At 71.5% G+C, this 21,606-nt stretch carries 20 protein-coding genes; 10 read left to right on the top strand and 10 right to left on the bottom strand.

Annotated elements, in window-relative coordinates:
* Nucleotide 1: 1 nt before the first annotated feature.
* Nucleotides 2-889 (bottom strand): RNase adapter RapZ, encoded by an 888-nt coding sequence (gene rapZ / locus LRP67_RS13980; protein ID WP_231270778.1) that lies wholly within the window; start codon nucleotides 887-889, stop codon nucleotides 2-4.
* On the bottom strand, nucleotides 889-2,895 hold the full coding sequence (gene uvrC / locus LRP67_RS13975) for an excinuclease ABC subunit UvrC (RefSeq protein ID WP_231270777.1): 2,007 nt from the start codon (nucleotides 2,893-2,895) through the stop codon (nucleotides 889-891). The genes rapZ and uvrC overlap by 1 nt, the downstream gene beginning before the upstream one ends.
* An 81-nt stretch (nucleotides 2,896-2,976) precedes the next feature.
* Here uvrC and LRP67_RS13970 point away from each other — a divergent pair, with 81 nt between their 5' ends.
* Nucleotides 2,977-4,275 carry a pyridine nucleotide-disulfide oxidoreductase gene (locus LRP67_RS13970; protein ID WP_231270776.1) on the top strand — a complete coding sequence of 433 codons (1,299 nt, stop codon included), beginning with the start codon at nucleotides 2,977-2,979 and terminating at the stop codon, nucleotides 4,273-4,275.
* On the opposite strand, the gene LRP67_RS13965 is transcribed toward LRP67_RS13970, so the two are convergent.
* On the bottom strand, nucleotides 4,272-4,709 hold the full coding sequence (locus LRP67_RS13965; RefSeq protein WP_231270775.1) for a Rieske (2Fe-2S) protein: 438 nt from the start codon (nucleotides 4,707-4,709) through the stop codon (nucleotides 4,272-4,274). The genes LRP67_RS13970 and LRP67_RS13965 overlap by 4 nt on opposite strands.
* Nucleotides 4,710-4,734: 25 nt before the next feature.
* Nucleotides 4,735-5,208, bottom strand: coding sequence for a Rieske (2Fe-2S) protein (locus tag LRP67_RS13960; RefSeq protein WP_231270774.1), 474 nt, complete (start codon nucleotides 5,206-5,208; stop codon nucleotides 4,735-4,737).
* Nucleotides 5,209-5,322: 114 nt separating this feature from the next.
* Between LRP67_RS13960 and LRP67_RS13955 the strand changes: the two genes are divergently transcribed.
* The 3 genes from LRP67_RS13955 to LRP67_RS13945 are packed head-to-tail and all read left to right on the top strand — an operon-like array spanning nucleotide 5,323 to nucleotide 8,377.
* A complete protein-coding gene (locus LRP67_RS13955; RefSeq protein WP_231270773.1) occupies nucleotides 5,323-6,531 on the top strand; it encodes a hypothetical protein in 1,209 nt (402 codons plus the stop codon).
* The gene (locus tag LRP67_RS13950) at nucleotides 6,528-7,175 is read left to right on the top strand and encodes a hypothetical protein (RefSeq protein ID WP_231270772.1); all 648 of its coding nucleotides are present in this window, start codon (nucleotides 6,528-6,530) and stop codon (nucleotides 7,173-7,175) included. The genes LRP67_RS13955 and LRP67_RS13950 overlap by 4 nt, the downstream gene beginning before the upstream one ends.
* The gene (locus tag LRP67_RS13945) at nucleotides 7,172-8,377 is read left to right on the top strand and encodes a hypothetical protein (protein WP_231270771.1); all 1,206 of its coding nucleotides are present in this window, start codon (nucleotides 7,172-7,174) and stop codon (nucleotides 8,375-8,377) included. Before LRP67_RS13950 ends, LRP67_RS13945 begins: the two co-directional genes overlap by 4 nt.
* Here the strand turns inward: LRP67_RS13945 and uvrA are convergent.
* Nucleotides 8,374-11,388, bottom strand: a complete 3,015-nt coding sequence (gene uvrA, locus LRP67_RS13940; RefSeq protein WP_231270770.1) for an excinuclease ABC subunit UvrA — start codon at nucleotides 11,386-11,388, stop codon at nucleotides 8,374-8,376. The genes LRP67_RS13945 and uvrA overlap by 4 nt on opposite strands.
* A 154-nt stretch (nucleotides 11,389-11,542) precedes the next feature.
* Here uvrA and LRP67_RS13935 point away from each other — a divergent pair, with 154 nt between their 5' ends.
* Both LRP67_RS13935 and LRP67_RS13930 read left to right on the top strand, forming a co-directional pair.
* Entirely contained in the window at nucleotides 11,543-12,247 is a 705-nt protein-coding gene (locus LRP67_RS13935; protein WP_231270769.1) for a maleylpyruvate isomerase family mycothiol-dependent enzyme, read from the top strand.
* Nucleotides 12,241-12,921, top strand: coding sequence for an MBL fold metallo-hydrolase (locus LRP67_RS13930; RefSeq protein WP_231270768.1), 681 nt, complete (start codon nucleotides 12,241-12,243; stop codon nucleotides 12,919-12,921). The genes LRP67_RS13935 and LRP67_RS13930 overlap by 7 nt, the downstream gene beginning before the upstream one ends.
* A 282-nt stretch (nucleotides 12,922-13,203) precedes the next feature.
* Here LRP67_RS13930 and LRP67_RS13925 read toward each other — a convergent pair whose 3' ends face one another.
* From LRP67_RS13925 to LRP67_RS13905, 5 genes are read right to left on the bottom strand one after another with little or no spacing between them, the layout of a single operon-like run.
* A complete protein-coding gene (locus LRP67_RS13925; protein ID WP_231270767.1) occupies nucleotides 13,204-14,307 on the bottom strand; it encodes a 2Fe-2S iron-sulfur cluster-binding protein in 1,104 nt (367 codons plus the stop codon).
* Between the two features lie 5 nt (nucleotides 14,308-14,312).
* Nucleotides 14,313-14,615: a hypothetical protein gene (locus tag LRP67_RS13920; RefSeq protein WP_231270766.1), complete on the bottom strand. Its 303-nt coding sequence runs from the start codon at nucleotides 14,613-14,615 to the stop codon at nucleotides 14,313-14,315.
* Nucleotides 14,615-15,778, bottom strand: coding sequence for a Rieske 2Fe-2S domain-containing protein (locus LRP67_RS13915; protein ID WP_231270765.1), 1,164 nt, complete (start codon nucleotides 15,776-15,778; stop codon nucleotides 14,615-14,617). The genes LRP67_RS13920 and LRP67_RS13915 overlap by 1 nt, the downstream gene beginning before the upstream one ends.
* Nucleotides 15,779-15,830: 52 nt before the next feature.
* Nucleotides 15,831-16,691, bottom strand: coding sequence for an SDR family oxidoreductase (locus LRP67_RS13910; protein ID WP_231270764.1), 861 nt, complete (start codon nucleotides 16,689-16,691; stop codon nucleotides 15,831-15,833).
* On the bottom strand, nucleotides 16,688-17,413 hold the full coding sequence (locus LRP67_RS13905) for an SDR family NAD(P)-dependent oxidoreductase (RefSeq protein ID WP_231270763.1): 726 nt from the start codon (nucleotides 17,411-17,413) through the stop codon (nucleotides 16,688-16,690). Before LRP67_RS13905 ends, LRP67_RS13910 begins: the two co-directional genes overlap by 4 nt.
* 99 nt (nucleotides 17,414-17,512) lie before the next feature.
* Between LRP67_RS13905 and LRP67_RS13900 the strand changes: the two genes are divergently transcribed.
* Genes LRP67_RS13900 through LRP67_RS13885 form a run of 4 tightly spaced genes read left to right on the top strand, consistent with a single transcriptional unit; the run spans nucleotide 17,513 to nucleotide 21,582 of the window.
* Entirely contained in the window at nucleotides 17,513-18,847 is a 1,335-nt protein-coding gene (locus LRP67_RS13900) for an NAD(P)/FAD-dependent oxidoreductase (RefSeq protein WP_231270762.1), read from the top strand.
* Nucleotides 18,844-19,455, top strand: a complete 612-nt coding sequence (locus LRP67_RS13895) for a TetR/AcrR family transcriptional regulator (protein ID WP_231270761.1) — start codon at nucleotides 18,844-18,846, stop codon at nucleotides 19,453-19,455. The genes LRP67_RS13900 and LRP67_RS13895 overlap by 4 nt, the downstream gene beginning before the upstream one ends.
* Nucleotides 19,456-19,457: 2 nt before the next feature.
* Nucleotides 19,458-20,384, top strand: coding sequence for an alpha/beta hydrolase (locus LRP67_RS13890; RefSeq protein ID WP_231270760.1), 927 nt, complete (start codon nucleotides 19,458-19,460; stop codon nucleotides 20,382-20,384).
* A 10-nt stretch (nucleotides 20,385-20,394) separates the two neighbouring features.
* Nucleotides 20,395-21,582: an acyl-CoA dehydrogenase family protein gene (locus LRP67_RS13885; protein ID WP_231270759.1), complete on the top strand. Its 1,188-nt coding sequence runs from the start codon at nucleotides 20,395-20,397 to the stop codon at nucleotides 21,580-21,582.
* Nucleotides 21,583-21,606 lie beyond the last annotated feature (24 nt).

Here is a 21,606-nt window from a genome sequence, read left to right as displayed (position 1 = left end):
CTCACTCCCGGCCGAGGTCGCGGTGGGTCACGCGGACCTCGAGCCCTTCGGCGGCCAGGCGGCGGCCGATCTCCTCGCTCATCGCGACGCTGCGGTGCTTGCCGCCCGTGCAGCCGACCGCGACGCGCATGAACCGCTTGCCCTCGCGCAGGTAGCCCTCCGCGACGCCCGCGAGGACCGGGACGTAGCCGTCCAGGAACTCCTCGGCGCCCTTCTGCGCCCGCACGTAGTCGGAGACCGGGACGTCGCGCCCGGTGCTCGCGCGCAACTCGGGCACCCAGAACGGGTTCGGCAGGAAGCGCATGTCGGCCACGAAGTCCGCGTCGACGGGGATGCCGTACTTGAAGCCGAAGCTGATGATGTTGACGCTCAGCCGCATGGTCACCGGCGAGCCGAACGCCTCGCCGATCCGGTCGGTCAGCTGGTGCACGTTGAGGCTGGTGGTGTCGATGACCAGGTCGGCGTCGCTGCGCAGGTCGGCGAGCACCTGCCGCTCGCGTTGCAGGCCGTCCAGCAGCCGGCCGCTGCCCTGCAGCGGGTGCGGGCGGCGCGCGGCCTCCTGGCGACGGACGAGCACGTCGTCGGCCGCGTCCAGGAACACCAGCGTCGTAAGCCGCCCGATCGCGCCCTGGGCGAGGTTGGCGTGCAGCGTGTGGAAGAAGGAGCCGGAGCGCACGTCGACCACGACCGCGATCCCCTGCGCGGCACCGAAGCCGTCGTCGACGAGCTTGACCACGTCGGGCAGCAGGCTCGGCGGCAGGTTGTCGACCACGTAGAAGCCGAGGTCCTCCAGCTCCTTGGCCGCGGTGCTGCGCCCCGCGCCGGTCATCCCGGTCACGACGACGAGCTCGCCCTGGTGGGCGGCGTCCACGTCACCTGCGTGCGTCATCAGGACTCCTCGATCTCGCCGGTGGCGGTGTTGACGGAGACAGTCTTGCCGGTCGCCGGCCCCTGGGCCACGGCGTCCTTGATCGCGGTCGCGGTGCGCTCCCCGATCCCGGGCACCATTGCGATCTCCTCGACCGTCGCGAGCCGGAGCTTCTTGAGGGACCCGAAGTGCTTCAGCAGCGTCTTGCGGCGCACCTCGCCGAGACCGGGTACGTCGTCGAGGAGGCTCTCCACCATCGTCTTGGAGCGGCGCGAGCGGTGGTGGGTGATCGCGAACCGGTGTGCCTCGTCGCGCACCCGCTGGAGCAGGTAGAGCCCCTCCGACGACCGCGCCAGGATGACCGGATCCTCCTGACCGGGCACCCACACCTCCTCCAGGCGCTTGGCGAGCCCCACGACCGGGATGTCCACGATCCCCAGCTCGTCGAGCGCCTGCTGGGCCGCGGCGACCTGCGGTGGCCCACCGTCGACGACCACCAGGCCGGGCGCATAGGCGAACTTGCGAGGCCGGCCGGTCTCGGGGTCGACCAGCATCGGGCCGTTCTCGGTGGCGACCTCCTGGCTGCGGGCCTGCTCGTCGAGCAGCCGGCGGAAGCGCCGGGTGATGACCTCGTGCATGGACGCGACGTCGTTCTGGCCCTCGACGCCGCGGATGACGAAGCGGCGGTACTCGCCCTTGCGCGCCAGCCCGTCCTCGAAGACGACCATCGAGGCGACCACCTCGGTGCCCTGCAGGTTCGAGACGTCGTAGCACTCGATGCGCAGCGGCACCTCGTCGAGGTCGAGCGCCTGCTGGATCTCCTCCAGCGCCCGGTTGCGAGTCGTCAGGTCGCTGGCCCGCCGGGTCTTGTGCAGCACGAGCGCCTGTCCGGCGTTGCGGGCGACGGTCTCCTGCAGCGTCTTCTTGTCCCCGCGCTGCGGCACCCGGATCTGCACCCGGCTGCCCCGCAGGTCGCTGAGGAGCGTCTCGAACGTCGCCACGTCCGGCGGCAGCGCCGGCACCAGGATCTCGCGCGGGATGGTGCTCGCCCCCTCATCGGGCAGAGTGCCGGCGTAGAGCTGGAGCAGGAAGTCCTCGACGAGCTCGGGGGTGCCGCCCTCGTCGACGCGGTCGGCGACCCAGCCGCGCTGGCCGCGGATCCGACCGCCGCGGACGTAGAAGATCTGGACGGCCACCTCGAGCGGGTCCTCGGCCAGGGCGATCACGTCGGCGTCGGCACCGTCGCCCAGGACGACGGCCTGCTTCTCCAGCGCCTTCTCCAGCGCCCCGAGGTCGTCGCGCAGCCGGGCGGCACGCTCGTAGTCCTGCGCGTCCGAGGCGGCGTACATCTCCTTCTCGATGCGGCGGACGAACGGCCGGGTCTGCCCGCCCATGAAGTCGCAGAAGTCGTCGACGATCGCGCGGTGCTCCTCGGCCGACACCTGCCCGACGCAGGGCGCGGAGCACTTGCCGATGTAGCCGAGCAGGCACGGTCGCCCGATCTGCGCGGAGCGCTTGAAGACGCCGTTGCTGCACGAGCGCATCGGGAAGACGCGCAGCAGGACGTCGACGGTCTCGCGGATCGCCCAGGCGTGACTGTAGGGGCCGAAGTAGCGGGTGCCCTTGCGCTTGGCGCCACGGCCGACCATGACCCGCGGGAACTCCTCGCCGACCGTCACCGCGAGCCAGGGGTAGGACTTGTCGTCGCGGTACTTGACGTTGAAGCGCGGGTCGAACTCCTTGATCCAGGAGTACTCCAGCTGCAGCGCCTCGACCTCGGTGTTGACGACCGTCCACTCCACGCTGGCAGCCGTGGTCACCATCGTGGCGGTGCGCTGGTGCAGGTTGCCGACGTCCTGGAAGTACGACGAGAGGCGGGCGCGCAGGTTCTTCGCCTTGCCGACGTAGACGACCCGCCCGTGGGCGTCGCGGAAGCGGTAGACGCCCGGCTGGGTCGGGATCGAGCCCGGCTCCGGCCGGTAGGACAGCGGCCCGCGCGAGGCACGGGACGGGCGGGGCGGTGGCACGCCCCAACCCTACGGTCCGCCGCGGACAGGTCGTCGGAGTGGCGACTTCCTCCACATAGTCACCTCACTTACTATGCTTTCATGCACTGTCGTGACCGCTACGGGCTCCGGCTCACCACGTCGGACGTCGCCGCCGACTCCTACAACCGCGGCGTGGGCGATCTGCTGAGGCTGCGTGCAGGCGCCGTGGAGGCCATCGCGAGCTCCGTGGTGCACGACCCGACCTTCGCGCTGGGCCACGCGGCGCTGGCCCTGCTCGGGCACGACCTGTGCGCACCCGTCGACGTCCAGGGCCGGATGCGCGACGCCGAGCGGCACGCCGCCCGGGCGACCGAGCGCGAGCGCAGCCACGTGCACGCGATCCTGTCGCACCTGCGCGGCGACCCCACGCCGGTCGTGCGCCACCTCGCGGCCTACCCCGTCGACGCGCTGCTGCTCTCGGCGGCGGTGCCCACCATCGCCTTCGCCGGCGTGACCGAGGTCCCGCAGCAGGCCTGGGACATCGTCGAGCGGGCGGCGCCGGCCTACGGCGACGACTGGTGGTACGCCGGCCTGCTGGCCTTCGTCCGCCAGGAGCAGGGCCGCTTCGACGAGGCGATGGAGCTCTCCTGCCGGTCACTGGCGGTCGAGCCGAGCGCCGGGCACTCCGCCCACGCCCGGGCCCACGCGCACTACGAGACCGGCGACCACCTGGCCGGGTTGGCGTGGATGGACGCCTGGGTGATCGGCGACGGCGCGAGCATCGACAGCCTCAGCCACTTCTCCTGGCACGCCGCGCTGCACGAGCTGTCGCTGGGTGACCTGGACGCCGTCCGGGCGAGGTACGACGCCCAGCTGTGGCCCGAGCACGGGCTGGGCTGCCGGGCGCTGGTCGACAGCGGCTCGCTGCTGATCCGCTGGGCGATGACGCCCGACGCCGAGGACGTCCCGGACCTCGACCGGGTCGCGCAGGTCATCGGGCGAGACGTGCTGGAGCGGCCGTCCACACCGTTCCTCGCCATGCACAGCGCGGTGACGCTGCTGGCGCTCGGCGACGGTGCCGGCCTGGCGCGCCTGGCGCGCTTCGCCGCCCGTCACCCGCACGCCACCCAGCGCGAGGTCGTCGCACCCCTGACCGACGCGCTGCGGGCGATGCACGCCGGGCGCCACGCGAGTGCGGCCGCGGCACTCGGGACGCTCTCCCCCGCCATCGCGCGCCTGGGGGGCTCGGACGCTCAGCGCGAGATCGTCGAGGAGGTCCGGATCGCGGCGCTCATCCGGGCGGACCGGCTCGACGAGGCGCGCGAGCTCCTGGACCGGCGACTGGACCGCCGCACCTCACGGCGTGACGAGCGCTGGCGCGAGCAGTGCCTCCAGCCGACGACCGGCCGGTTCGGCTAGGCCGCGAGGATCTTGTCGCCCTTCACCTCGATGCTGACCTCGGCGAGGCCGGACCCGGCCGGCCCACCCTCGACCTCGCCGCTGTCCGCGGAGAACTCACTGCCGTGGAAGCTGCAGCGGATGACGCCGTCCTCGACCGAGGTCACGACATTGTTCTGGTGGGTGCAGACGGCACCGAAGGCTTTGAAGTCACCCTCGGTGGGCTGGGTGATCACGACCTTCTCCGCGGTGAGGATGAGGCCGCCGCCGACCGGCACCTCGGAGGTGCTGGCGAGCTCCGCCCCGGTCTCGGGCTGGACCCCGCCATCTCCGCCGCCGCCGCCGTCGTCGTCGGAGGAGCCGCCGCAGCCGGCGAGCGCGGCGGCGATCCCGATGGCGCCGAGACCGTGGAAGACGATGCGGCGGGTGGGCTGGAACGTAGGTCTGTCGGTCATGGGTGACTCCGGGTGCTGGAAGGGGTCAGGCGAGGCCGATCTGGTCGCCCTGGACGCTCAGCTCCACCGTGCTGAGCGGCTCGGTGGCCGGGCCCCCCAACGGGGACCCGTCGGCGATCGAGAACGTGCTGGCGTGGCACGGACAGTTGATGGTCTCGGTGACCTCATTGACCGGGCAGCCGGCGTGGGTGCACTGGATGCCGAAGCCCTGGAACGTGCCCGCGGTCGGCTGGGTGACGACGACACCCTCGTCGGGGAAGACCGCGCCACCTCCGACCGGGATGTCGGCGGCCGTGGCGAAGCCACCCGCGGCCGAGGCGGACCCGCTGGGCGTGGGCGTCGGGCTGGGCGAGCCCGACGGGGACGGGGTGCTCGACCCGGCCGGATCCCCCGCCGACGTGCTGCCGTCGTCGCCGCACGCAGCGAGCACTGGCAGTGCCAGTCCCACTCCGGCGGCTCCGGTGAGTGCCCGGCGCCTGCTGAGTCCCGATGCGGCCATGAGTGGTACCTCCGAGAGCGGGGAGTAGTTGAAACAAACACTACTCATCAAGATGAGAACAACATGAGAACGAGCCGCTACGTCCCTGTGAAACCCGGACGGTAGCCTGACCCGGTGGGGGCATGGGGAGCCGACGGGAGCATCGACGCGTACGTCGGCGACCTCGACGCCCTCGTCGCTGCGCTCCGCAAGGATCCCGTCCACGTCCAACAGGTCCGCGGCAACGGCCACACCGCCGAGGTGGACGCGGCCCTGACTCGGATCGTCGAGTCCTCCGACATCCCCGTCTACGTCGCGCTGGTCGGCGACCTGCCGGACCTCGCGGTGGACGACCCGACCGAGGACCTGGCCATCCGGCTGCAGTCGCAGCTCGACCCGGACGCGGTCTACGTGGTCGCCGTCGGCAGCCGGGGCACGGACTTCCACTACGGCGGCTCGGACCCGGACCTCACGAACGCCATCTACGAGGGGCTGAGCCCCACCTACCCCGACTGGGACGACGTGGACGCCCCGCGACCCAGCGACGCCGGCCGGGCCGCGATCATCGCGGAGCTCGTCGCGGACGACGACCACAGCGTGTCCGAGGAGCTCGTCGACACCTACACCTCCTCGGCCACCTGGACGCAAGCGGGCTACCGGGAGAGCAAGCAGCCCTACCTGCATGTGGAGGTCGTCTCGGCGTCGGTGTTCGTGGGCCTCCTCGTCGCCCTCGTCGGGTGGCGGCTCACCCGGACCTGGGCGCTGCGGGCGGTCACCGCCGCTCCCCCGGCACGCCAGCGCGGTCGCAAGCCGCCTGCGTCGACCGACAAGGCAGCCGTAGACCGGCCCGGGCCGGACCTCGAGACCGTGCGCCGCGACGCGACCTCGACGCTCGACAAGCTCGCGGTCGAGCTCACCGCACGTCCGCACGGTCCCGGCGTCGAGGACGCCCTGGGCTGTCGGGTTGCGGCCGAGCAGGTTCTCGGCTCGCACGACCTGCTCGACGTGGTCGGTGCGCTGGTCCTCGCCCGGACCGGGCGGGCCCTGCTCAAGGATCACGACCGGCCCTACCGGCCGTGCTTCGTCAACCCGCTGCACGGCCGCGGATACCTGGAGATCGACCTGCCCGCCGGCGGCGGGTCGGTCGCCGTCCCGGTGTGCCGCCGGTGCAGCGAGGCCCGGTCGTCATCACGCCGCCGCCCGGACGCGCTGCTCGAGCGGCGCTCGTCCTGGCTGCCCACGCCGGACCGTCCCTACTACGAGGGAGACACGGTATGGGCGCGGACCGGCTACGGCAGCCTCGACCCGGACCTGTGGCGGCACGTGACGCAGGAGCGGCGATGAAGGGCCGGCGGCTGTGGGCCGGGCTCGCGGTCTCGGTCCTGCTCGGCGCGGGCGCGGCCGTCGGGCCGGCCGTGAGCATGGAGACCTCGAAGCTGCAGATGATCGACCCGCCCGGCGACCGGGTGCGCGCGGCGATCGAGGAGCTGCGGATCGACCGCGTGCACGTGCCCCCGGACGGCAGGTCGATGCTCGACGAGGCCGCAGAGAGGCGCGTCGAGGCCCTGGTCGCCGACGCCGACCCCGAGATCTACGTCATCGTCTGGTCCGAGTCCGACGAGGCCGGCTACGGGTCGTACCACGACGTCGTCGACCAGGTCGGCGCCGCCATCGACCCGCGGGCCGTCATCGTGGTGTGGGAGGGCCCGGGGCGCGGGGACGTCGACGTGCTGGACGGCTACCTCTACTCGTCGATGGAGTTCGAGGGCGAGCCCGAAGCCCGCATCCGCGAGCTCGTCGAGGAGCTCGACGGCGAGTCCGTCGAGCCGCCCGAGGGCGAGGACACCGGCGACATCGTCGCGGGGGTCCTCCTGGGATCCATGGCCGCGGGCACCGCATACGGTCTGCTCATGATGGTCGTCGGCTTCGTACGGCTCTCGCTCGGCCGACCGTTCCTCGTGCCCGGACCCAAGCAGGGAGACCGATGACCCCGGCCGACGACCAGGTCGCACAGCTGCTGGCCACCATCCAGGAGAGCCTCGACGCCACCGGGGTCTACGTGTCGCCCGCCATGCACCGGCTGGTCGACGAGGCCGACGTGGCGCGGATCGAGGCCGCCGTCGCCCGCTCCCCCGAGCCGCTCTACGTCGTGGTGCATCCCTTCGACTACGACGACGCCTTCAACGGCAACCCGGGCGACCTGCTGAGCCGGCTGCACGACGCGTCGGGCGACCCCGGTCTGTACGTCGCCAACGCCCATATCTACCGGGGGCAGGAGTCGTTCCGCATCGACGCACGCGCCTGGGGCGACCCCGCGGGTGGCGGTTCGGACACCTACACCCTCTCCGCGATCGCGGAGAGTGCCGGCCCGGACGACCTGGGAGCCCAGCTCGTCACCGTGGCGGAGGCGGTCGCGGACGGCACGGTCGACGAGCAGTACCGCGCGCTCGTGGAGGCCGAGGAGCAGCGCGACTCCCCAGGGCCGTCCGGGAGCGGCTCCGGCGCCTCCGAGGGCGGCGGGGCGGCCCCGGTGCTCACCGTCGTGGGAGTCCTCGTGGTGATCGTCGTGCTCTACGTGGCGCTCAAGCGCGCCGCCTCGCACGCCCGGTCCTCGCGCCCGCGCGAGTTCGCGCTTCCCGCCTCCGTGCTCGACCGGGTGCGCGAGGCCCACGACCAGCAGCTGACCCGTCGAGCGCACCGCGAGGTGCTCGCGCTCGGCGAGCGCATCGACGCGGCCGAGCTGGACGCGGACCGCGCCCCTCACTCCTGGCAGGCCACGCTCGACCACTACGACGCGGCGCGCCGGGTCCTCGGCGAGGAGGGCGCGGAGACCGACGTGCTGGACGTGGTGGGGGCTCTCGTCCTGGCCCAGCGCGGGGACGAGGCGCTGAACGCGGCCCTGGCCGGAGCGCCGTTCACGCCCACCACGCCGTGCTTCCTCGACCCGCTGCACGGCGCGGCCACCACCGAGGGGGCCATCGAGCTCGGCGGCGACCGGGTCGAGGTGCCGCTGTGCAAGGCCTGCCGCGACGACCTGCGCAAGAAGCGACGTCCCGACATCCTCGACGTGGTGCGCGACGGCAAGCCGGTGCACTACTTCGAGACCGACGACGAGCCCTGGGCCTCCACCGGGTACGGCGCCCTGTCGCCGGACCTGGTCGAGCGGCTGCACCGCCGGCGTCAGTCCTAGGTCTTCTTGGCGGTCCTCTTCGTGGCGGTCCTCTTCGTGGCGGCCTTCTTCGTGGCGGCCTTCTTGGTGGTGGTCGCCGCCGCGGCGGCGCTCTTCTGGCCGCGGGGCTCCGGCGCGGCCGAGGGCGCCAGCATCCGCGTGGGCTGCTGGGCGTGGCGCCCGTCGAGGATGGGGATGAGGAACTGACCGGTGTAGGAGTCGGGGTTGGCCGCCACCTGCTCGGGGGTGCCCTCCGCGACGACCATGCCGCCGCGCGAGCCGCCCTCGGGACCCATGTCGACCAGCCAGTCGGCGGTCTTGATCACGTCGAGGTTGTGCTCGATCACCAGCACCGAGTTGCCTTGGTCGACGAGGCGACCCAGGACCATCAGCAGCTTGCGGATGTCCTCGAAGTGCAGGCCGGTGGTCGGCTCGTCCAGGACGTAGACGGTGCGCCCGGTGGAGCGCTTCTGCAGCTCGGAGGAGAGCTTGACGCGCTGAGCCTCGCCGCCCGACAGGGTGGTCGCGGGCTGCCCGAGCCGGACGTAGCCGAGGCCGACCTCGACCAGGGTCTTCATGTGGCGCGCGATCGGTGGGACGGCGGCGAAGAAGTCGACCGCCTCCTCGATCGGCATGTCGAGGACCTCGGCGATGGTCTTGCCCTTGTAGTGCACCTCCAGCGTCTCGCGGTTGTAGCGGGCGCCGTGGCACACCTCGCACGGGACGTAGACGTCGGGCAGGAAGTTCATCTCGATCTTGATCGTGCCGTCGCCCGAGCACGCCTCGCAGCGCCCGCCCTTGACGTTGAACGAGAACCGGCCCTGGAGGTAGCCGCGCATCTTGGCCTCGGGCGTCGAGGCGAAGAGCTTGCGGATGTGGTCGAAGACGCCGGTGTAGGTGGCCGGGTTGGAACGCGGCGTGCGCCCGATCGGCGACTGGTCCACGTGGATGACCTTGTCGACGTGCTCCAGGCCGGTGATCTTCTGGTGCCGGCCCGGCACCGTGCGCGAGCGGTAGAGCTGCTTGGCCAGCGAGGTGTAGAGGATGTCGTTGACCAACGTGGACTTGCCCGAGCCCGACACCCCCGTCACGGCGACGAACAGGCCCAGTGGGAAGGCGACGTCGACGTTGCGCAGGTTGTGCTCGCGCGCGCCGTGCACCTTGAGCTCGCGGCCCTTCGTGCGGGGGCGGCGCACCTCCGGCACCGGGATCTCGCGGCGCCCGGAGAGGTACTGGCCGGTCATGGAGTCGGGATGGTCGAGCAGGCCCTGCACCGAGCCACTGTGGACGACCTGGCCGCCGTGCTCGCCGGCGCCGGGGCCGATGTCGACGACCCAGTCGGCGGTGCGGATGGTGTCCTCGTCGTGCTCGACGACGATCAGGGTGTTGCCGAGGTCCTTGAGCCGGACCAGGGTCTCGATCAGGCGCTGGTTGTCGCGCTGGTGCAGGCCGATGGACGGCTCGTCGAGGACGTAGAGCACCCCGACCAGGCCGGCGCCGATCTGCGTCGCCAAGCGGATGCGCTGCGCCTCGCCGCCCGAAAGCGAGCCCGAGGGCCGGTCGAGCGAGAGGTAGTCGAGGCCGACGTCGAGCAGGAAGTTGAGCCGCTCCTGGATCTCCTTCAGGACGCGCTCGCCGATCTGGCGCTCGCGGGCGCTGAGGTCGAGGTCGCGCAGGAAGTCGGCGGTCTCGTTGATCGGCAGCGAGCAGACCTCGGCGATGTTGCGCCCGCCGAGCAGGACGGCCATCGAGACCGGCTTGAGCCGGCTGCCTTTGCAGGTCGGGCACGGGACCTCGCGCATGAAGCCCTCGAAGCGCTCCCGGCTGGTGTCGGACTCGGCCTCGCGGTGGCGTCGCTCGATGTAGGGGCGCACGCCCTCGAACGCCGCGTAGTAGGCGCGCTGGCGGCCGTAGCGGTTGCGCGTGACGACGTGGACCTTGGTGGAGTGGCCGTCGAGGATGGACTTCTGCGACTTGGCCGGGATCTGCTCCCACGGGGTGTTGAGGTCGAAGCCGAGCTCGTCGCCGAGCGCCCCGAGCAGCTTGAGGAAGTAGTCGGCGACGTGCGCCTGGCTCCACGGCTGGATCGCGCCCTCGCCGAGCGTGGCCCCGGGGTCGGGCACCACGAGCTCGGGGTCGACCTCCATGCGGGTGCCGAGCCCGCTGCAGGCCGGGCAGGCGCCGAACGGCGAGTTGAACGAGAACGAGCGTGGCTCGAGCTCGTCGGTGTCGATCGGGTGGTCGTTGGGGCACGACATCTTCTCGCTGAACCGCATCTCGCGGTCGGGGTCCTTGGCGTCCAGGTCGACGAAGTCGAGCAGGACCAGGCCGCCGGCGAGGTTGAGGGCGGTCTCCACCGAGTCGGTCAGGCGGCGCTTGGAGGTGTCCTTGACCGCGAGGCGGTCGACCACGACCTCGATGGTGTGCTTCTTCTGCTTGTCGAGCTTGGGGCCGTCGTCGAGCAGCGCGTCCAGGGAGTGCGTCTCGCCGTCGACCCGGGCGCGGCTGAACCCCTGGGTCTGCAGCTGGCGGAACAGCTCGAGGTACTCGCCCTTGCGTCCGCGGATCACCGGGGCGAGGACCTGGAACCGGCGGCCCTCCTCGAGCGAGAGCACCTTGTCGACGATCTGCTGCGGCGTCTGCCGCTCGATCGGCGCGCCACAGGTCGGGCAGTGCGGGCGCCCGGCGCGGGCGTAGAGCAGGCGGAGGTAGTCGTAGACCTCGGTGATCGTGCCGACGGTGGAGCGCGGGTTCTTCGACGTGGACTTCTGATCGATCGAGACGGCGGGCGAGAGGCCCTCGATGAAGTCGACGTCCGGCTTGTCCATCTGCCCGAGGAACTGGCGCGCGTAGGCCGACAGCGACTCGACGTAGCGACGCTGCCCCTCGGCGAAGATCGTGTCGAACGCGAGCGAGGACTTGCCGGAGCCCGACAGACCCGTGAACACGATGAGGGAGTCACGGGGAAGGTCGAGCGAGACGTCCTTGAGGTTGTGCTCCCGGGCTCCCCGGATGATGAGCTGATCCGCCACTGCCGTCCTCTGGCTAGGTCCTGGTTCGAACAAGTGTTCGCCATCGGCCTGTGGGAATCAAGCCGACGCGACCGACATCTCAGACTCTCACGCGCCGCCGACAGTCCGGAAACACGGACTCCCGCCTCGCGGCGCCGTACGCGAGGATGGACGCATGACGACCCCCGAGGCGACCGACGAGCTGGTCGAGGCCACCCGGCGCCTGTTGCGGAGCGTCGACGCGCTCCGGGACGAGGATTACGGCACACCGTCGCTGCTGCCGGACTGGTCGCGCGGCCACGTGGTTGCGCACCTCGCGCTCAACGCCGAGGGGCTGTCCAACGCCCTCACCGGGGTCGTCACGGGCGAGCCACGCACGACGTACGCCTCGGACGAGCGGCGCGACGCGGACATCGAGCACCTGGCCGGCGCCTCGCCCTCGGCGCTGCGTGAGCGGCTCTTCGCCGCGGCCAGCGAGCTCGCAGACGCGATCGCCGCGGTGCCCGAGGACGCCTGGGACACCGTCGTCGAGCGGACCCCGGGCGGGGCGACCTTCCCCGCCGGCGCCGTGCCTGGCATGCGCCTGCGCGAGGTGGAGCTCCACCACGCCGACCTGGACGCCGGGTACTCCGCCGCCGACTGGCCGACGCGCTTCACGGTGCGGCTGCTGCGCTCGATGGCGCGCCGCACCCCCTCGGCGGAGCCGTTCACGGCCGACCCGCACGACCTCGACGAGACCTGGCAGTGTGGTGCCGTGACCCAAGGCTCCCCGGTAGTGCGCGGCAGCGCCGCCGACCTGGCGTGGTGGCTGGCGGGTCGCGGCGACGGAGCAGCACTGATGACGGACGGCGGCGCGCTGCCGAGGATCGAGGCATGGTGAGCGACGAGTACACCGGCGACGTGCAGGTCGGGGCCGGCCCCGACGTGCGCGAGCTCCCCCACCTGCGGATCACGAAGGTGGCCGTGGACCAGAAGATGTCCAACAACTGCTACCTGCTCACCTGCCGGACGACCGGCAAGCAGGTGCTCATCGACGCGGCCGCCGAGCCCGAGACGTTGCTCCCCCTCATCGGGGACGCCGGCCTGACCGCCGTCGTCACCACCCACCAGCACTGGGACCATCACCGCGCCCTCGAGGCCGTCGTCGCCGCGACGGATGCCCAGGTCGTGTCCGGGGAGCCGGACGCGGCTGCGATCACCGAGCAAACCGGTGTCCCGGTGACCCGCACGGTGGGCGACGGCGACACGGTCGTGGTGGGCGAGTGCACGCTCGAGGTGATCGCGGTGGCCGGCCACACCCCCGGCTCGATCGCGCTCGTCTACCGCGACCCCGAGGGGCACCCGCACCTCTTCACCGGTGACTCGCTGTTCCCCGGCGGCGTCGGCAACACCTTCGGCGACGCCGCGGCGTTCGCCCAGCTCGTCGACCAGGTGGAGACCAAGCTCTTCGGCACCCTGCCCGACGAGACCTGGTTCTACCCCGGCCACGGCAACGACTCCACCCTGGGCGCCGAGCGCGCCTCGATCCCCCAGTGGCGCGAGCGCGGTTGGTGACCTCGCCGAGCCCCGGAGCGCGCTACATCCCGCCCCGAGAGGCGGGATGAGTCGACGACACTGTCCCGAGACGTGGGGGGACGTACGGGACAGGTCGCGATGCCTCCTCAGCGGGCCAGCGGGAGGGGGGATTCCCCTGGCCGAGCACCGAGGCTGCTGGCAACGATTCAACCGGGGATCGGCGCCGGAGTCACCTGTTACCGACCATTTACTTTTGTGGACTAGACCAGGTATTTCCGGCCGATTTTGTTACTGATCTGTGGATCTTGTGGATCGGGGTGCTCAGCTGTAGGTGACCTTGACGGCGTCGGTGACGGGGAGCGCCTGACAGGCGAGGCGGATGCCCTCGGCGAGGTCCTCGTCGTCCAGGACGTCGTTGTGGATCAGCTTGACCTCGCCCTCGAGCAGGCGGACCGCGCAGGCGGAGCACTCACCCTCTCGACAGGAGTACGGAGCCTTGACGCCCTTCGACTCCAGGTGGTCGAGCATCTTCGTGCCGCCCTCCCAGTCGTCGAAGACGTACTGCTCGCCGTCGAGCTCGACCTCCAGGCGGGCCGGGCCCCGCGAGGCGGCGGCGGCATCCTCGGGGACGTCCTGCTCGTCGCTCTCGGCGGCGCTGATCTCGCTCTCCGCGACCTCGACGTCGTGCAGGTCGCCGAACGGGTTGCCGCCGAGCGAGACGAACCGCTCCTGGTGGCGCCGGTCGCGCGGGAAGCCGAGCTCCTTGAGAGCGGAGACGGTCATCTTCATGAACGGCGCCGGCCCACAGACGAAGGCGTCGTACGACGAGTGGGCGGCGGCGAACGCCCTGAGCTGGGCCTGGGTGGGCAGACCCTGCACGGACTCCAGCCAGTGGACGACGTGGAGCCGGTCCGGGTGCTCCGCGGCCAGCCTGCTGAGCTCGCCGGCGAAGATCACCGACGACTCGTCGCGGTTGGCGTAGAACAGCACGATCCGGCCGGAGCCCTGGGCGAGCGCCGTGCGGAGGATCGAGATGATGGGGGTGATCCCCGACCCCCCGGCGAACAGCAGCAGGTCGGCGTCCAGCGAGGCGGGGGTGAAGATGCCACTGGGCGGCAGCACGTGCAGGCGGTCGCCCTGGCGCAGGCGGTCGCAGATCCAGTTCGAGGCGTAGCCGTCGACCGTGCGCTTGACCGTGATCGTCAGCCGGCCGGTCTCGGCGTAGGTCAGGGGGCTGCCGGACAGCGAGTAGCAGCGGGCCGCAACGCCGGTCCGCTCGCTGGGCACGGCGACGGTGAGGAACTGCCCCGGCCTGTAGGCGAAGTGGTCGGCGTGCTCGTCGGGCACCTCGAAGGTGATCGAGTGCGCGTCGGCCGTCTCCTCGACGACGTCGCAGACCGTGAGGTCGAACGATGCGGTGTCCATGTGGGTCAGTAACCGTCCTCGGCGCCGATCGGGACCCGGCCCTCGCGCACCGCGGCGTCGATGCTGGCCGTCAGCCGCGGACAACCCTGGTGGTAGTCGCGACCGTCCGTCCCAGCGTCTCGCCTTGTGAGCTCGGGACACACATCGCGGGCCTCGCGACGCCACTGGATCGAGGTGTGGTGCTCGCTGTTCTTCTTCACGCCCACCCGCGCCAGGCAGTCCAGGCAGGCCACCTCGGTGAGCCGGGCACTGGTGTAGAGGCGCTGGTCCTCGAGGGTGTCGGCGCGGGTCGGGACGAAGGACGCCATCAGGTCCCCGTCATCACCGAGGGCGTGTCGCTGGAGCTCTCGGCCGTGTCGTCCTGGGCCCTCCGGGCGAGGTTCTGGGCCACCTCCTCCTGCCAGTACTCGTTGGCCTTGGTGGTGTCGACCTCGAACTCGAAGCGGTTGACCATCTCGGGCTGCACGTCGTGCAGGTCGACGTAGAACTGCTCATACCATCGGCGCAGCTGGTAGACGGGGCCGTCCTCCTCGCACAGGAGCGGGTTCTGCACGGGCACCTTGTTCTTCCAGATGTGCACGTCCTGCAGGAAGCCGCCGCCGAACATCTCGGCGTACTTACTGCTGATGTAGGCGGCGGTCTTGTCGTCGATGCCCTCGGGCTTCTTGACCGTGATGCCGTACTGGAGCGTGAACGAGTCGGGCCCGGTCGGGATGTGGCAGTTGATCAGGATGACCTCGGTCTCGAAGCCCTTGTAGTCGACCTCCAGCCAGTTGACCATGTACGCCGGTCCGAAGTAGGTCGCCTCGGACTTCAGGAACAGGTCGACGTCGCCGTAGCCGCCGCTCATGTCGGGGCGGCCCTTGGACTCCATGAACTGGGTCGCCTGGTGGCCCTCGAAGACGTTGCGGAAGCTCGTGGGGAACGAGAAGTGCACGTAGTAGAAGTGCGCCATGTCGACGACGTTGTCGATCAGCTCGCGGCAGTGGGAGCCGGTGATCGGCACGACCTCCCAGCTCCAGTCGGTGTACTCGTCGGTGCCGACCCCGGGCAGCTCCGGCGGCAGGAGGTCGTGGTCGGGCGCCGAGCCCTCGACGTCGTGCCAGATCAGCAGCTGGCCGTTGCGGACGGCCGTGTCGTACTTCTGGGTGCGGGCGCGCAGCGGCACCCGGCGGGCGTAGGGGATCGCCTTGCACTTGCCGTCGCCGCCCCAGCGCCAGTCGTGGAACGGGCAGGCGATCTCGTCCCCCTTGACCGTGCCCTGGGTCAGGTCGCCCCCCATGTGCCGGCAGTAGCCGTCCAGGACGTTGAGGTCGCCCTTCGTGTCCTGCCACACGACCAGCTGTCCGCCGAACGCCTCGATCCGGTGCGGCGAGCCGTCGGCGAAGCTCTCGGCGAGTCCGAGGCAGTGCCAGCCCCGGGCGAAGCGCTCCGGCGGCGTGCCCCTGTCCAGGATCCTCGTGTCGCTCATCGCGTGCCTCTCTCCGACCGTGAATGCGGGATGGAGCCAATACTAGAACAGGTTATAGTTCCCGGGCCGGAGAGGAAAGTGCCGCGGCGCGGGCCGCCTGGAGGGCGCGCTGCTTGGCCACGAACCGCACGGACATCCGCTGGGTCGTCACGGGCGCCAGCCGCCCGATCAGCCAGGTCACCCGTGCGGTCCGCGGTGTCACCAGCAGGCCGCGGTCGTCGCGGACCGCCCGCAGCACCTCCTGGGCGAGGACGTCCGGGTCGTACGGGCGGCGCACACCCTGCCCCTTGAGGAAGTAGTCACGACCGTGGAAGCGCCCCACCGCACCCTTGTCCAGGATGGGCGTGTCGACGGCCGAGGGGCAGACCGCGGTGACCCCCACGCCCTTCGCGGCCGCCTCGGAGCGCAGCGCCAGCGACAGCCCGACGACCGCGTGCTTGGTCATGACGTAGCTGGTCAGCAGACCCGCCGCCATCAGCCCGCCCATCGAGGCGGTGTTGACGATGTGTCCTGCCCCTTGCCGCACCATGACCGGGTACGCCGCCGCGACGCCGTGCACCACGCCGCGGATGTTGACGTCGATGATCGCGTCCCACTGGGCGAGCGTGAGCTCCTCGGTCTCGCCGCCCAGCGAGATCCCCGCGTTGTTGAACATCAGGTCCAGCCGGCCCGCGACCGCGACCACCTCGTCGACCGCGGCCTGGACCGCCGCCGCGTCCGTGACGTCCAGCCCGAGCGGCCGCGCCGACCCGGGTCCGCGAACGCTACCGGCCGTGCGGGCCGCCGCGGCCCGGTCCAGGTCGGCCACGACCACGTGGTCGCCGGCGGCCACCAGTGCCCGACAGAGGGCGGCTCCGATCCCGGAGCCGCCGCCGGTGACGATCGCCTGCCGACCGGCTTCAGGCCCGCTCACGCGAACGCCTTCGTCACGTGGGCGTGGATGTCGGGGTAACGCGCGAGGTGGGCGCCGCCGTTGAGGTCGAGCACCTCACCGGTGAGCCACTGCGCCCTGGCGACGTATACGACCGCCTCGGCGACCTCCTGTGGCAGACCCGCGCGGCCCAGCGGGGTGTTGGCGAGGTAGTCGTCCTCGATGCCGGGGATGTCCAGCGCGGGCGCCGTCAGCGGCGTGAGGACCAGGCCAGGCGAGATCGCGTTGACCCGCACCCGTCGCGGCGCCAGCTCGAGCGCCGCGACCTCGGTGAGCATCGCGAGGCCGGCCTTGGCGGCGCAGTAGGCGCCCATCCCGGCGCCGGGCTGGCGGGCGTTGAGCGAGGTCAGCGAGACCAGCGCTCCCCCGTCGCTCACCACCCGGCCGGCGTGCTTGAGCACCAGGAACGCACCCGTGAGGTTGACCTCGACCACCCGTCGAAACTCCGCGGCGTCCAGCTCGGTGAGCAGGCCGAGCGTGCTGACGCCGGCGCTGTTGACCACGACGTCGAGGCGTCCGTGCTCGGCGACGACGGCGGCGAACAGCGCCTCGACCCCTGCCTCGTCGGTCACGTCCACCGCGGGGTCGGTCGCCAGGTCGGCCACCACCACCGTGCAGCCGTCGGCCTCCAACGCCGTCGCGGCGGCGGCGCCGATGCCGGACGCCCCGCCCACGACGACCGCGATCCGGTGCTCCTGCTCCATGCCCGCCACCTCTGCTCGGCGCCGCCGTTGACGCGTGTCAAATCTGGCCCTAGCGTGCCGCTGGTCACGTCTCGTGTCCAGCGTTCGACCGGAGGCCCCATGTCTCGACCCAGCAACCGGCCACGTGCCGCGGTGATCGGCGCCGGCATCAGCGGGCTCACGGCCGGCAAGATGCTCGGCGACTACGGGGTCGACTACACCTGCTTCGAGGCCTCCGACCGGGTGGGCGGCAACTGGGCGTTCGGCAATCCCAACGGCCACAGCAGCGCCTACCGGTCGTTGCACATCGACACCTCCAAGCACCGGCTGTCGTTCAAGGACTTCCCGATGCCGGAGGACTACCCCGACTTCCCGCACCACACCCAGATCAAGGCCTACCTCGACGCCTACGCGGACGCGTTCGGGCTGCGCGAGCGGATCGAGTTCGAGAACGGCGTGCAGCGCGCCGCGCGCCTGGACGGCGGCGGGTGGGAGCTCGCCGACCAGGCCGGCGACGTACGCCGCTTCGACCTGCTGGTCGTCGCCAACGGCCACCACTGGGATCCGCGGAGGGCCGACTTCCCGGGCGAGTTCACCGGGGAGTCCCTCCACTCGCACCACTACATCGACCCGAACGACCCGCTCGACTTCACGGGCCGGCGGATCCTGGTCGTCGGCATCGGCAACAGCGCCGCCGACATCGCGGTCGAGCTGTCGAGCAGGTCACTGCAGAACGAGGTCACCCTCTCCACCCGGTCCAGCGCCTGGATCGTGCCGAAGTACATGGGCGGACTGCCGGCCGACAAGTACTTCGTCACCATCCCCCAGATCCCGCTGCACTGGCAGCGGTGGGTGCTGCAGAAGATGCAGGTGATGGCCGGCTCCAACCCCGAGCTGTACGGCCTGCCGAAGCCCAACCACAAGTTCTTCGAGGCGCACCCGACCCAATCGGTCGAGCTGCCGCTGCGGCTCGGCTCCGGCGACATCACGCCGAAGGGCGACGTGGCCCGCCTCGACGGACGCACCGTCCACTTCGAGGACGGCACCGCGAGCGAGTTCGACATCATCGTGTATGCCACCGGCTACAACATCACCTTCCCGTTCTTCGACCCCGGCTTCATCAGCGCCCCGGACAACCGGATCCGGCTGTTCAAGCGGATGTTCAAGCCGGGCATCGAGGACCTGGTGTTCATGGGCTTCGCCCAGGCGACGCCGACGCTCTTCCCGTTCGTCGAGGCGCAGGCCCGGCTGCTGGCGGCGTACGCCGTGGGACGCTACGCGCTGCCGAGCACCGAGGAGATGGAGCAGATGATCGACGCCGACCAGGAGCGCTACACCGGGCACGTGCTCGACCGGCCGCGGCACACCCAGCAGCTGGACTACTTCGTCTACGAGCACGACCTGCGCGCCAAGGAACTGCCCGCCGGCGTACGGCGTGCGGCGGCGGCCCGATGAGCACCCAGACCCGCGCCCACCGGGGCGACCAACGCCGCGCCGCCCTGCTGGGATCGCTCGACGAGATCCTGCGCGAGCGCGCGGGCCTCGACGACTCGAGCCTGGACTCCATCAACATCGCCGAGATCTCCCGGCGGGCCGGGGTGACTCGGTCGGCCTTCTACTTCTACTTCGAGAACAAGCAGGCCGCGGTCGCGGCGCTGATGGAGGAGATGTACGAGGCGATCGCCACCGGCCACCGGCTGCGCACGGACGGCACCCCGGTCGGGCGGATCACCGCCACGATCGAGGGGCTCTTCGACGCCTGGGAGGCCCACCGGCACCTGTTCCGCGCGATGCTCGACGCGCGGGCGACCAGCGCCGCCGTGCGTGAGCTGTGGGACAGCGACCGGCTGTCGTTCGTGGCGCCGGTCGCCGCGATGATCACCGCCGAGCGCGCGTCCGGGCGCGCCCCGGACGGGGTCGACGCGTCGGCGGTGGCCAGCGTGCTGCTCGAGCTCAACGACCGGATGCTGGAGCGCCTCGCCCACGGCGGCGACCGGGCGGCGATCCAGGAGGCCGTCATCGAGATCTGGCTGCGCACGATCTACGGGCGGACCGAGCGGTGAGCGTGCGCACCGACGTCCGCTTCGACTCCGCGGGCACGGTCTGCGCGGCCTGGCACTTCCCCGGCGCGGGCGGCGCGCTCGCCACCGCCGCCGGACGTCCGGTGGTCGTGATGGCGCACGGGCTGGGTGGGACCAAGGACTCCGGGCTGGAGCCCTTCGCCACGCGCCTCGCCGCCGCCGGGCTGGACGTGCTCGCGTTCGACTACCGCGGCTTCGGCGCCAGCGAGGGCAGCCCGCGTCAGCGGGTCTCGATGGCCGGCCAGCTCGAGGACTACCGCGCCGCGATGGCGGCAGCCGCCGCGCTGCCGGGCGTCGACCCGCAGCGACTCGTGCTGTGGGGGGTCTCGCTGGCGGGTGGGCACGTCCTGGCCGCGGCCGCGGGTCGCGACGACGTGGCGGCGGTCGTCTCGCTCACCCCGCTCGTGGACGGCCTGGCTGCCGGCCGGCACGCCCTGGCGTCGCACTCCCCCGCCTCGATCCTGCGCTCGACGGTGGCCGGCCTGCGCAGCCGGGCGGGCCGCGTGCCCGTGACGATGCCGATCGTCGGCCGGCCCGGCGAGACCGCTGCGCTCACGTTGCCCGGCCTCTACGAGGACTACGCCGCGCTCGCCGGCCCCACCTGGGTCAACGAGGTCGACGCCGCGGTCGGACTCGAGCTCGGCGGCCACCGCCCGGGACGGCTGGCCAGGCACGTGCGCTGTCCGATGCTGGTGCAGATCGCCGATTTCGACCGCAGCGCGCCGCCGCACGCCGCCGCGAAGGCGGCGTTCAAGGGTCGCGCCGAGGTCCGCCACTACCCGTGCGACCACTTCGACGTATGGCCGGGCAAGGAGTGGTTCGAGCCGGCCGTCGAGCACCAGGTGCGGTTCCTCGGCCGGCATCTGGCGACGGACCGAACGACAGTGGACCGAAACGAGAACACGTTCTAATCTGGCGTGCATGCACGTCGCCCTGAACGCCGACCAGGTCCGCCTGCGTGAGGAGCTCCGGGAGTACTTCGCCGAGCTCGTCACCCCCGAGCGCCGGGCCGGCCTCGCCTCGGCCACCGGGGAGTTCGGCGACGCGACGGTCTACCAGGACGTCATCCGCCAGGTCGGCGCGGACGGCTGGCTCGGCATCGGCTGGCCCCAGGAGTACGGCGGTCAGGCGCGCTCCATGGTCGAGCAGCTGATCTTCACCGACGCCGCAGCCGTCGCCGGCGTGCCGATCCCCTACCTGACGCTCAACACCGTCGGACCGACGATCATGCGCTACGGGACCGAGGAGCAGAAGGCGTACTTCCTGCCACGCATCCTGCGCGGCGAGCTGCACTTCTCGATCGGCTACTCCGAGCCCGGCTCCGGCACCGACCTCGCATCGCTGCGGACGAGAGCGGTCCGCGAAGGCGACGAGTGGGTCGTCAACGGCCAGAAGATGTGGACCTCGCTGATCCAGTACGCCGACTGGATCTGGCTGGCCTGCCGCACCGACCCGGACCTCCCGCGCCACCAGGGCCTGTCGATGATCCTGGTCCCGGCCGACGCGCCGGGCGTCTCCTACACGCCGGTGCACACGGTGGCCGGCGTGGGCACCAGCGCGACGTACTACGAGGACGTGCGGGTGCCGGTGGGCAACCTGGTCGGCGAGCTCAACCGCGGCTGGGCGCTGATGACCAACCAGCTCAACCACGAGCGCGTGGCGCTCACGTCGTCGGCGCCGCTCGTGCACAGTCTGGCGTTGGTGCGCGAGTGGGCGCAGCAGACCAAGAACCCCGACGGGCAGCGGGTCATCGACTCGGAGTGGGTGCAGATCGCGCTGGGCCGGGCCCACGCCCGGATCGAGGCGCTGAGCCTGGTCAACTTCAAGCTCGCCGCGGACGCGGACGCCGGGGTCGCGCTGTCGCCGGCGGAGGCGTCGGCGACCAAGATCTACGGCTCGGAGCTGGCGACCGAGGTCTACCGCTCGCTGATGGAGGTCGTCGGCCCCAACGCCGGCATCACCGGCGCGTCCGAGGGGGCGGTCCTCGCGGGCCGCCTCGAGCGCTCCTTCCGCTCCGCGCTCGTCATGACCTTCGGCGGCGGCACCAACGAGATCCAGCGCGACATCATCGGCTACGTCGGTCTCGGTCTCCCCGCCGCGAAGCGCTAGCCCCGACCGGCGGTCGAGGTGCGA

Origin of the sequence: Nocardioides sp. cx-169 (genome assembly GCF_021083605.1) — a bacterium.
Classification (GTDB): Bacteria; Actinomycetota; Actinomycetes; order Propionibacteriales; family Nocardioidaceae; genus Nocardioides.
The sequence above is the reverse complement of the archived record's forward strand: the minus strand, read 5'-3'. Positions and strand labels throughout refer to the sequence as shown.

Bases quoted from the DNA above. Each gene is read 5' to 3' on its own strand.
- rapZ (WP_231270778.1), bottom strand. From the start codon at position 889: ATGACGCACGCAGGTGACGTGGACGCCGCCCACCAGGGCGAGCTCGTC.
- LRP67_RS13970 (WP_231270776.1), top strand. From the start codon at position 2,977: ATGCACTGTCGTGACCGCTACGGGCTCCGGCTCACCACGTCGGACGTC.
- LRP67_RS13965 (WP_231270775.1), bottom strand. From the start codon at position 4,709: ATGACCGACAGACCTACGTTCCAGCCCACCCGCCGCATCGTCTTCCAC.
- LRP67_RS13960 (WP_231270774.1), bottom strand. From the start codon at position 5,208: ATGGCCGCATCGGGACTCAGCAGGCGCCGGGCACTCACCGGAGCCGCC.
- LRP67_RS13950 (WP_231270772.1), top strand. From the start codon at position 6,528: ATGAAGGGCCGGCGGCTGTGGGCCGGGCTCGCGGTCTCGGTCCTGCTC.
- LRP67_RS13945 (WP_231270771.1), top strand. From the start codon at position 7,172: ATGACCCCGGCCGACGACCAGGTCGCACAGCTGCTGGCCACCATCCAG.
- LRP67_RS13935 (WP_231270769.1), top strand. From the start codon at position 11,543: ATGACGACCCCCGAGGCGACCGACGAGCTGGTCGAGGCCACCCGGCGC.
- LRP67_RS13930 (WP_231270768.1), top strand. From the start codon at position 12,241: ATGGTGAGCGACGAGTACACCGGCGACGTGCAGGTCGGGGCCGGCCCC.
- LRP67_RS13925 (WP_231270767.1), bottom strand. From the start codon at position 14,307: ATGGACACCGCATCGTTCGACCTCACGGTCTGCGACGTCGTCGAGGAG.
- LRP67_RS13920 (WP_231270766.1), bottom strand. From the start codon at position 14,615: ATGGCGTCCTTCGTCCCGACCCGCGCCGACACCCTCGAGGACCAGCGC.
- LRP67_RS13915 (WP_231270765.1), bottom strand. From the start codon at position 15,778: ATGAGCGACACGAGGATCCTGGACAGGGGCACGCCGCCGGAGCGCTTC.
- LRP67_RS13905 (WP_231270763.1), bottom strand. From the start codon at position 17,413: ATGGAGCAGGAGCACCGGATCGCGGTCGTCGTGGGCGGGGCGTCCGGC.
- LRP67_RS13900 (WP_231270762.1), top strand. From the start codon at position 17,513: ATGTCTCGACCCAGCAACCGGCCACGTGCCGCGGTGATCGGCGCCGGC.
- LRP67_RS13895 (WP_231270761.1), top strand. From the start codon at position 18,844: ATGAGCACCCAGACCCGCGCCCACCGGGGCGACCAACGCCGCGCCGCC.
- LRP67_RS13885 (WP_231270759.1), top strand. From the start codon at position 20,395: ATGCACGTCGCCCTGAACGCCGACCAGGTCCGCCTGCGTGAGGAGCTC.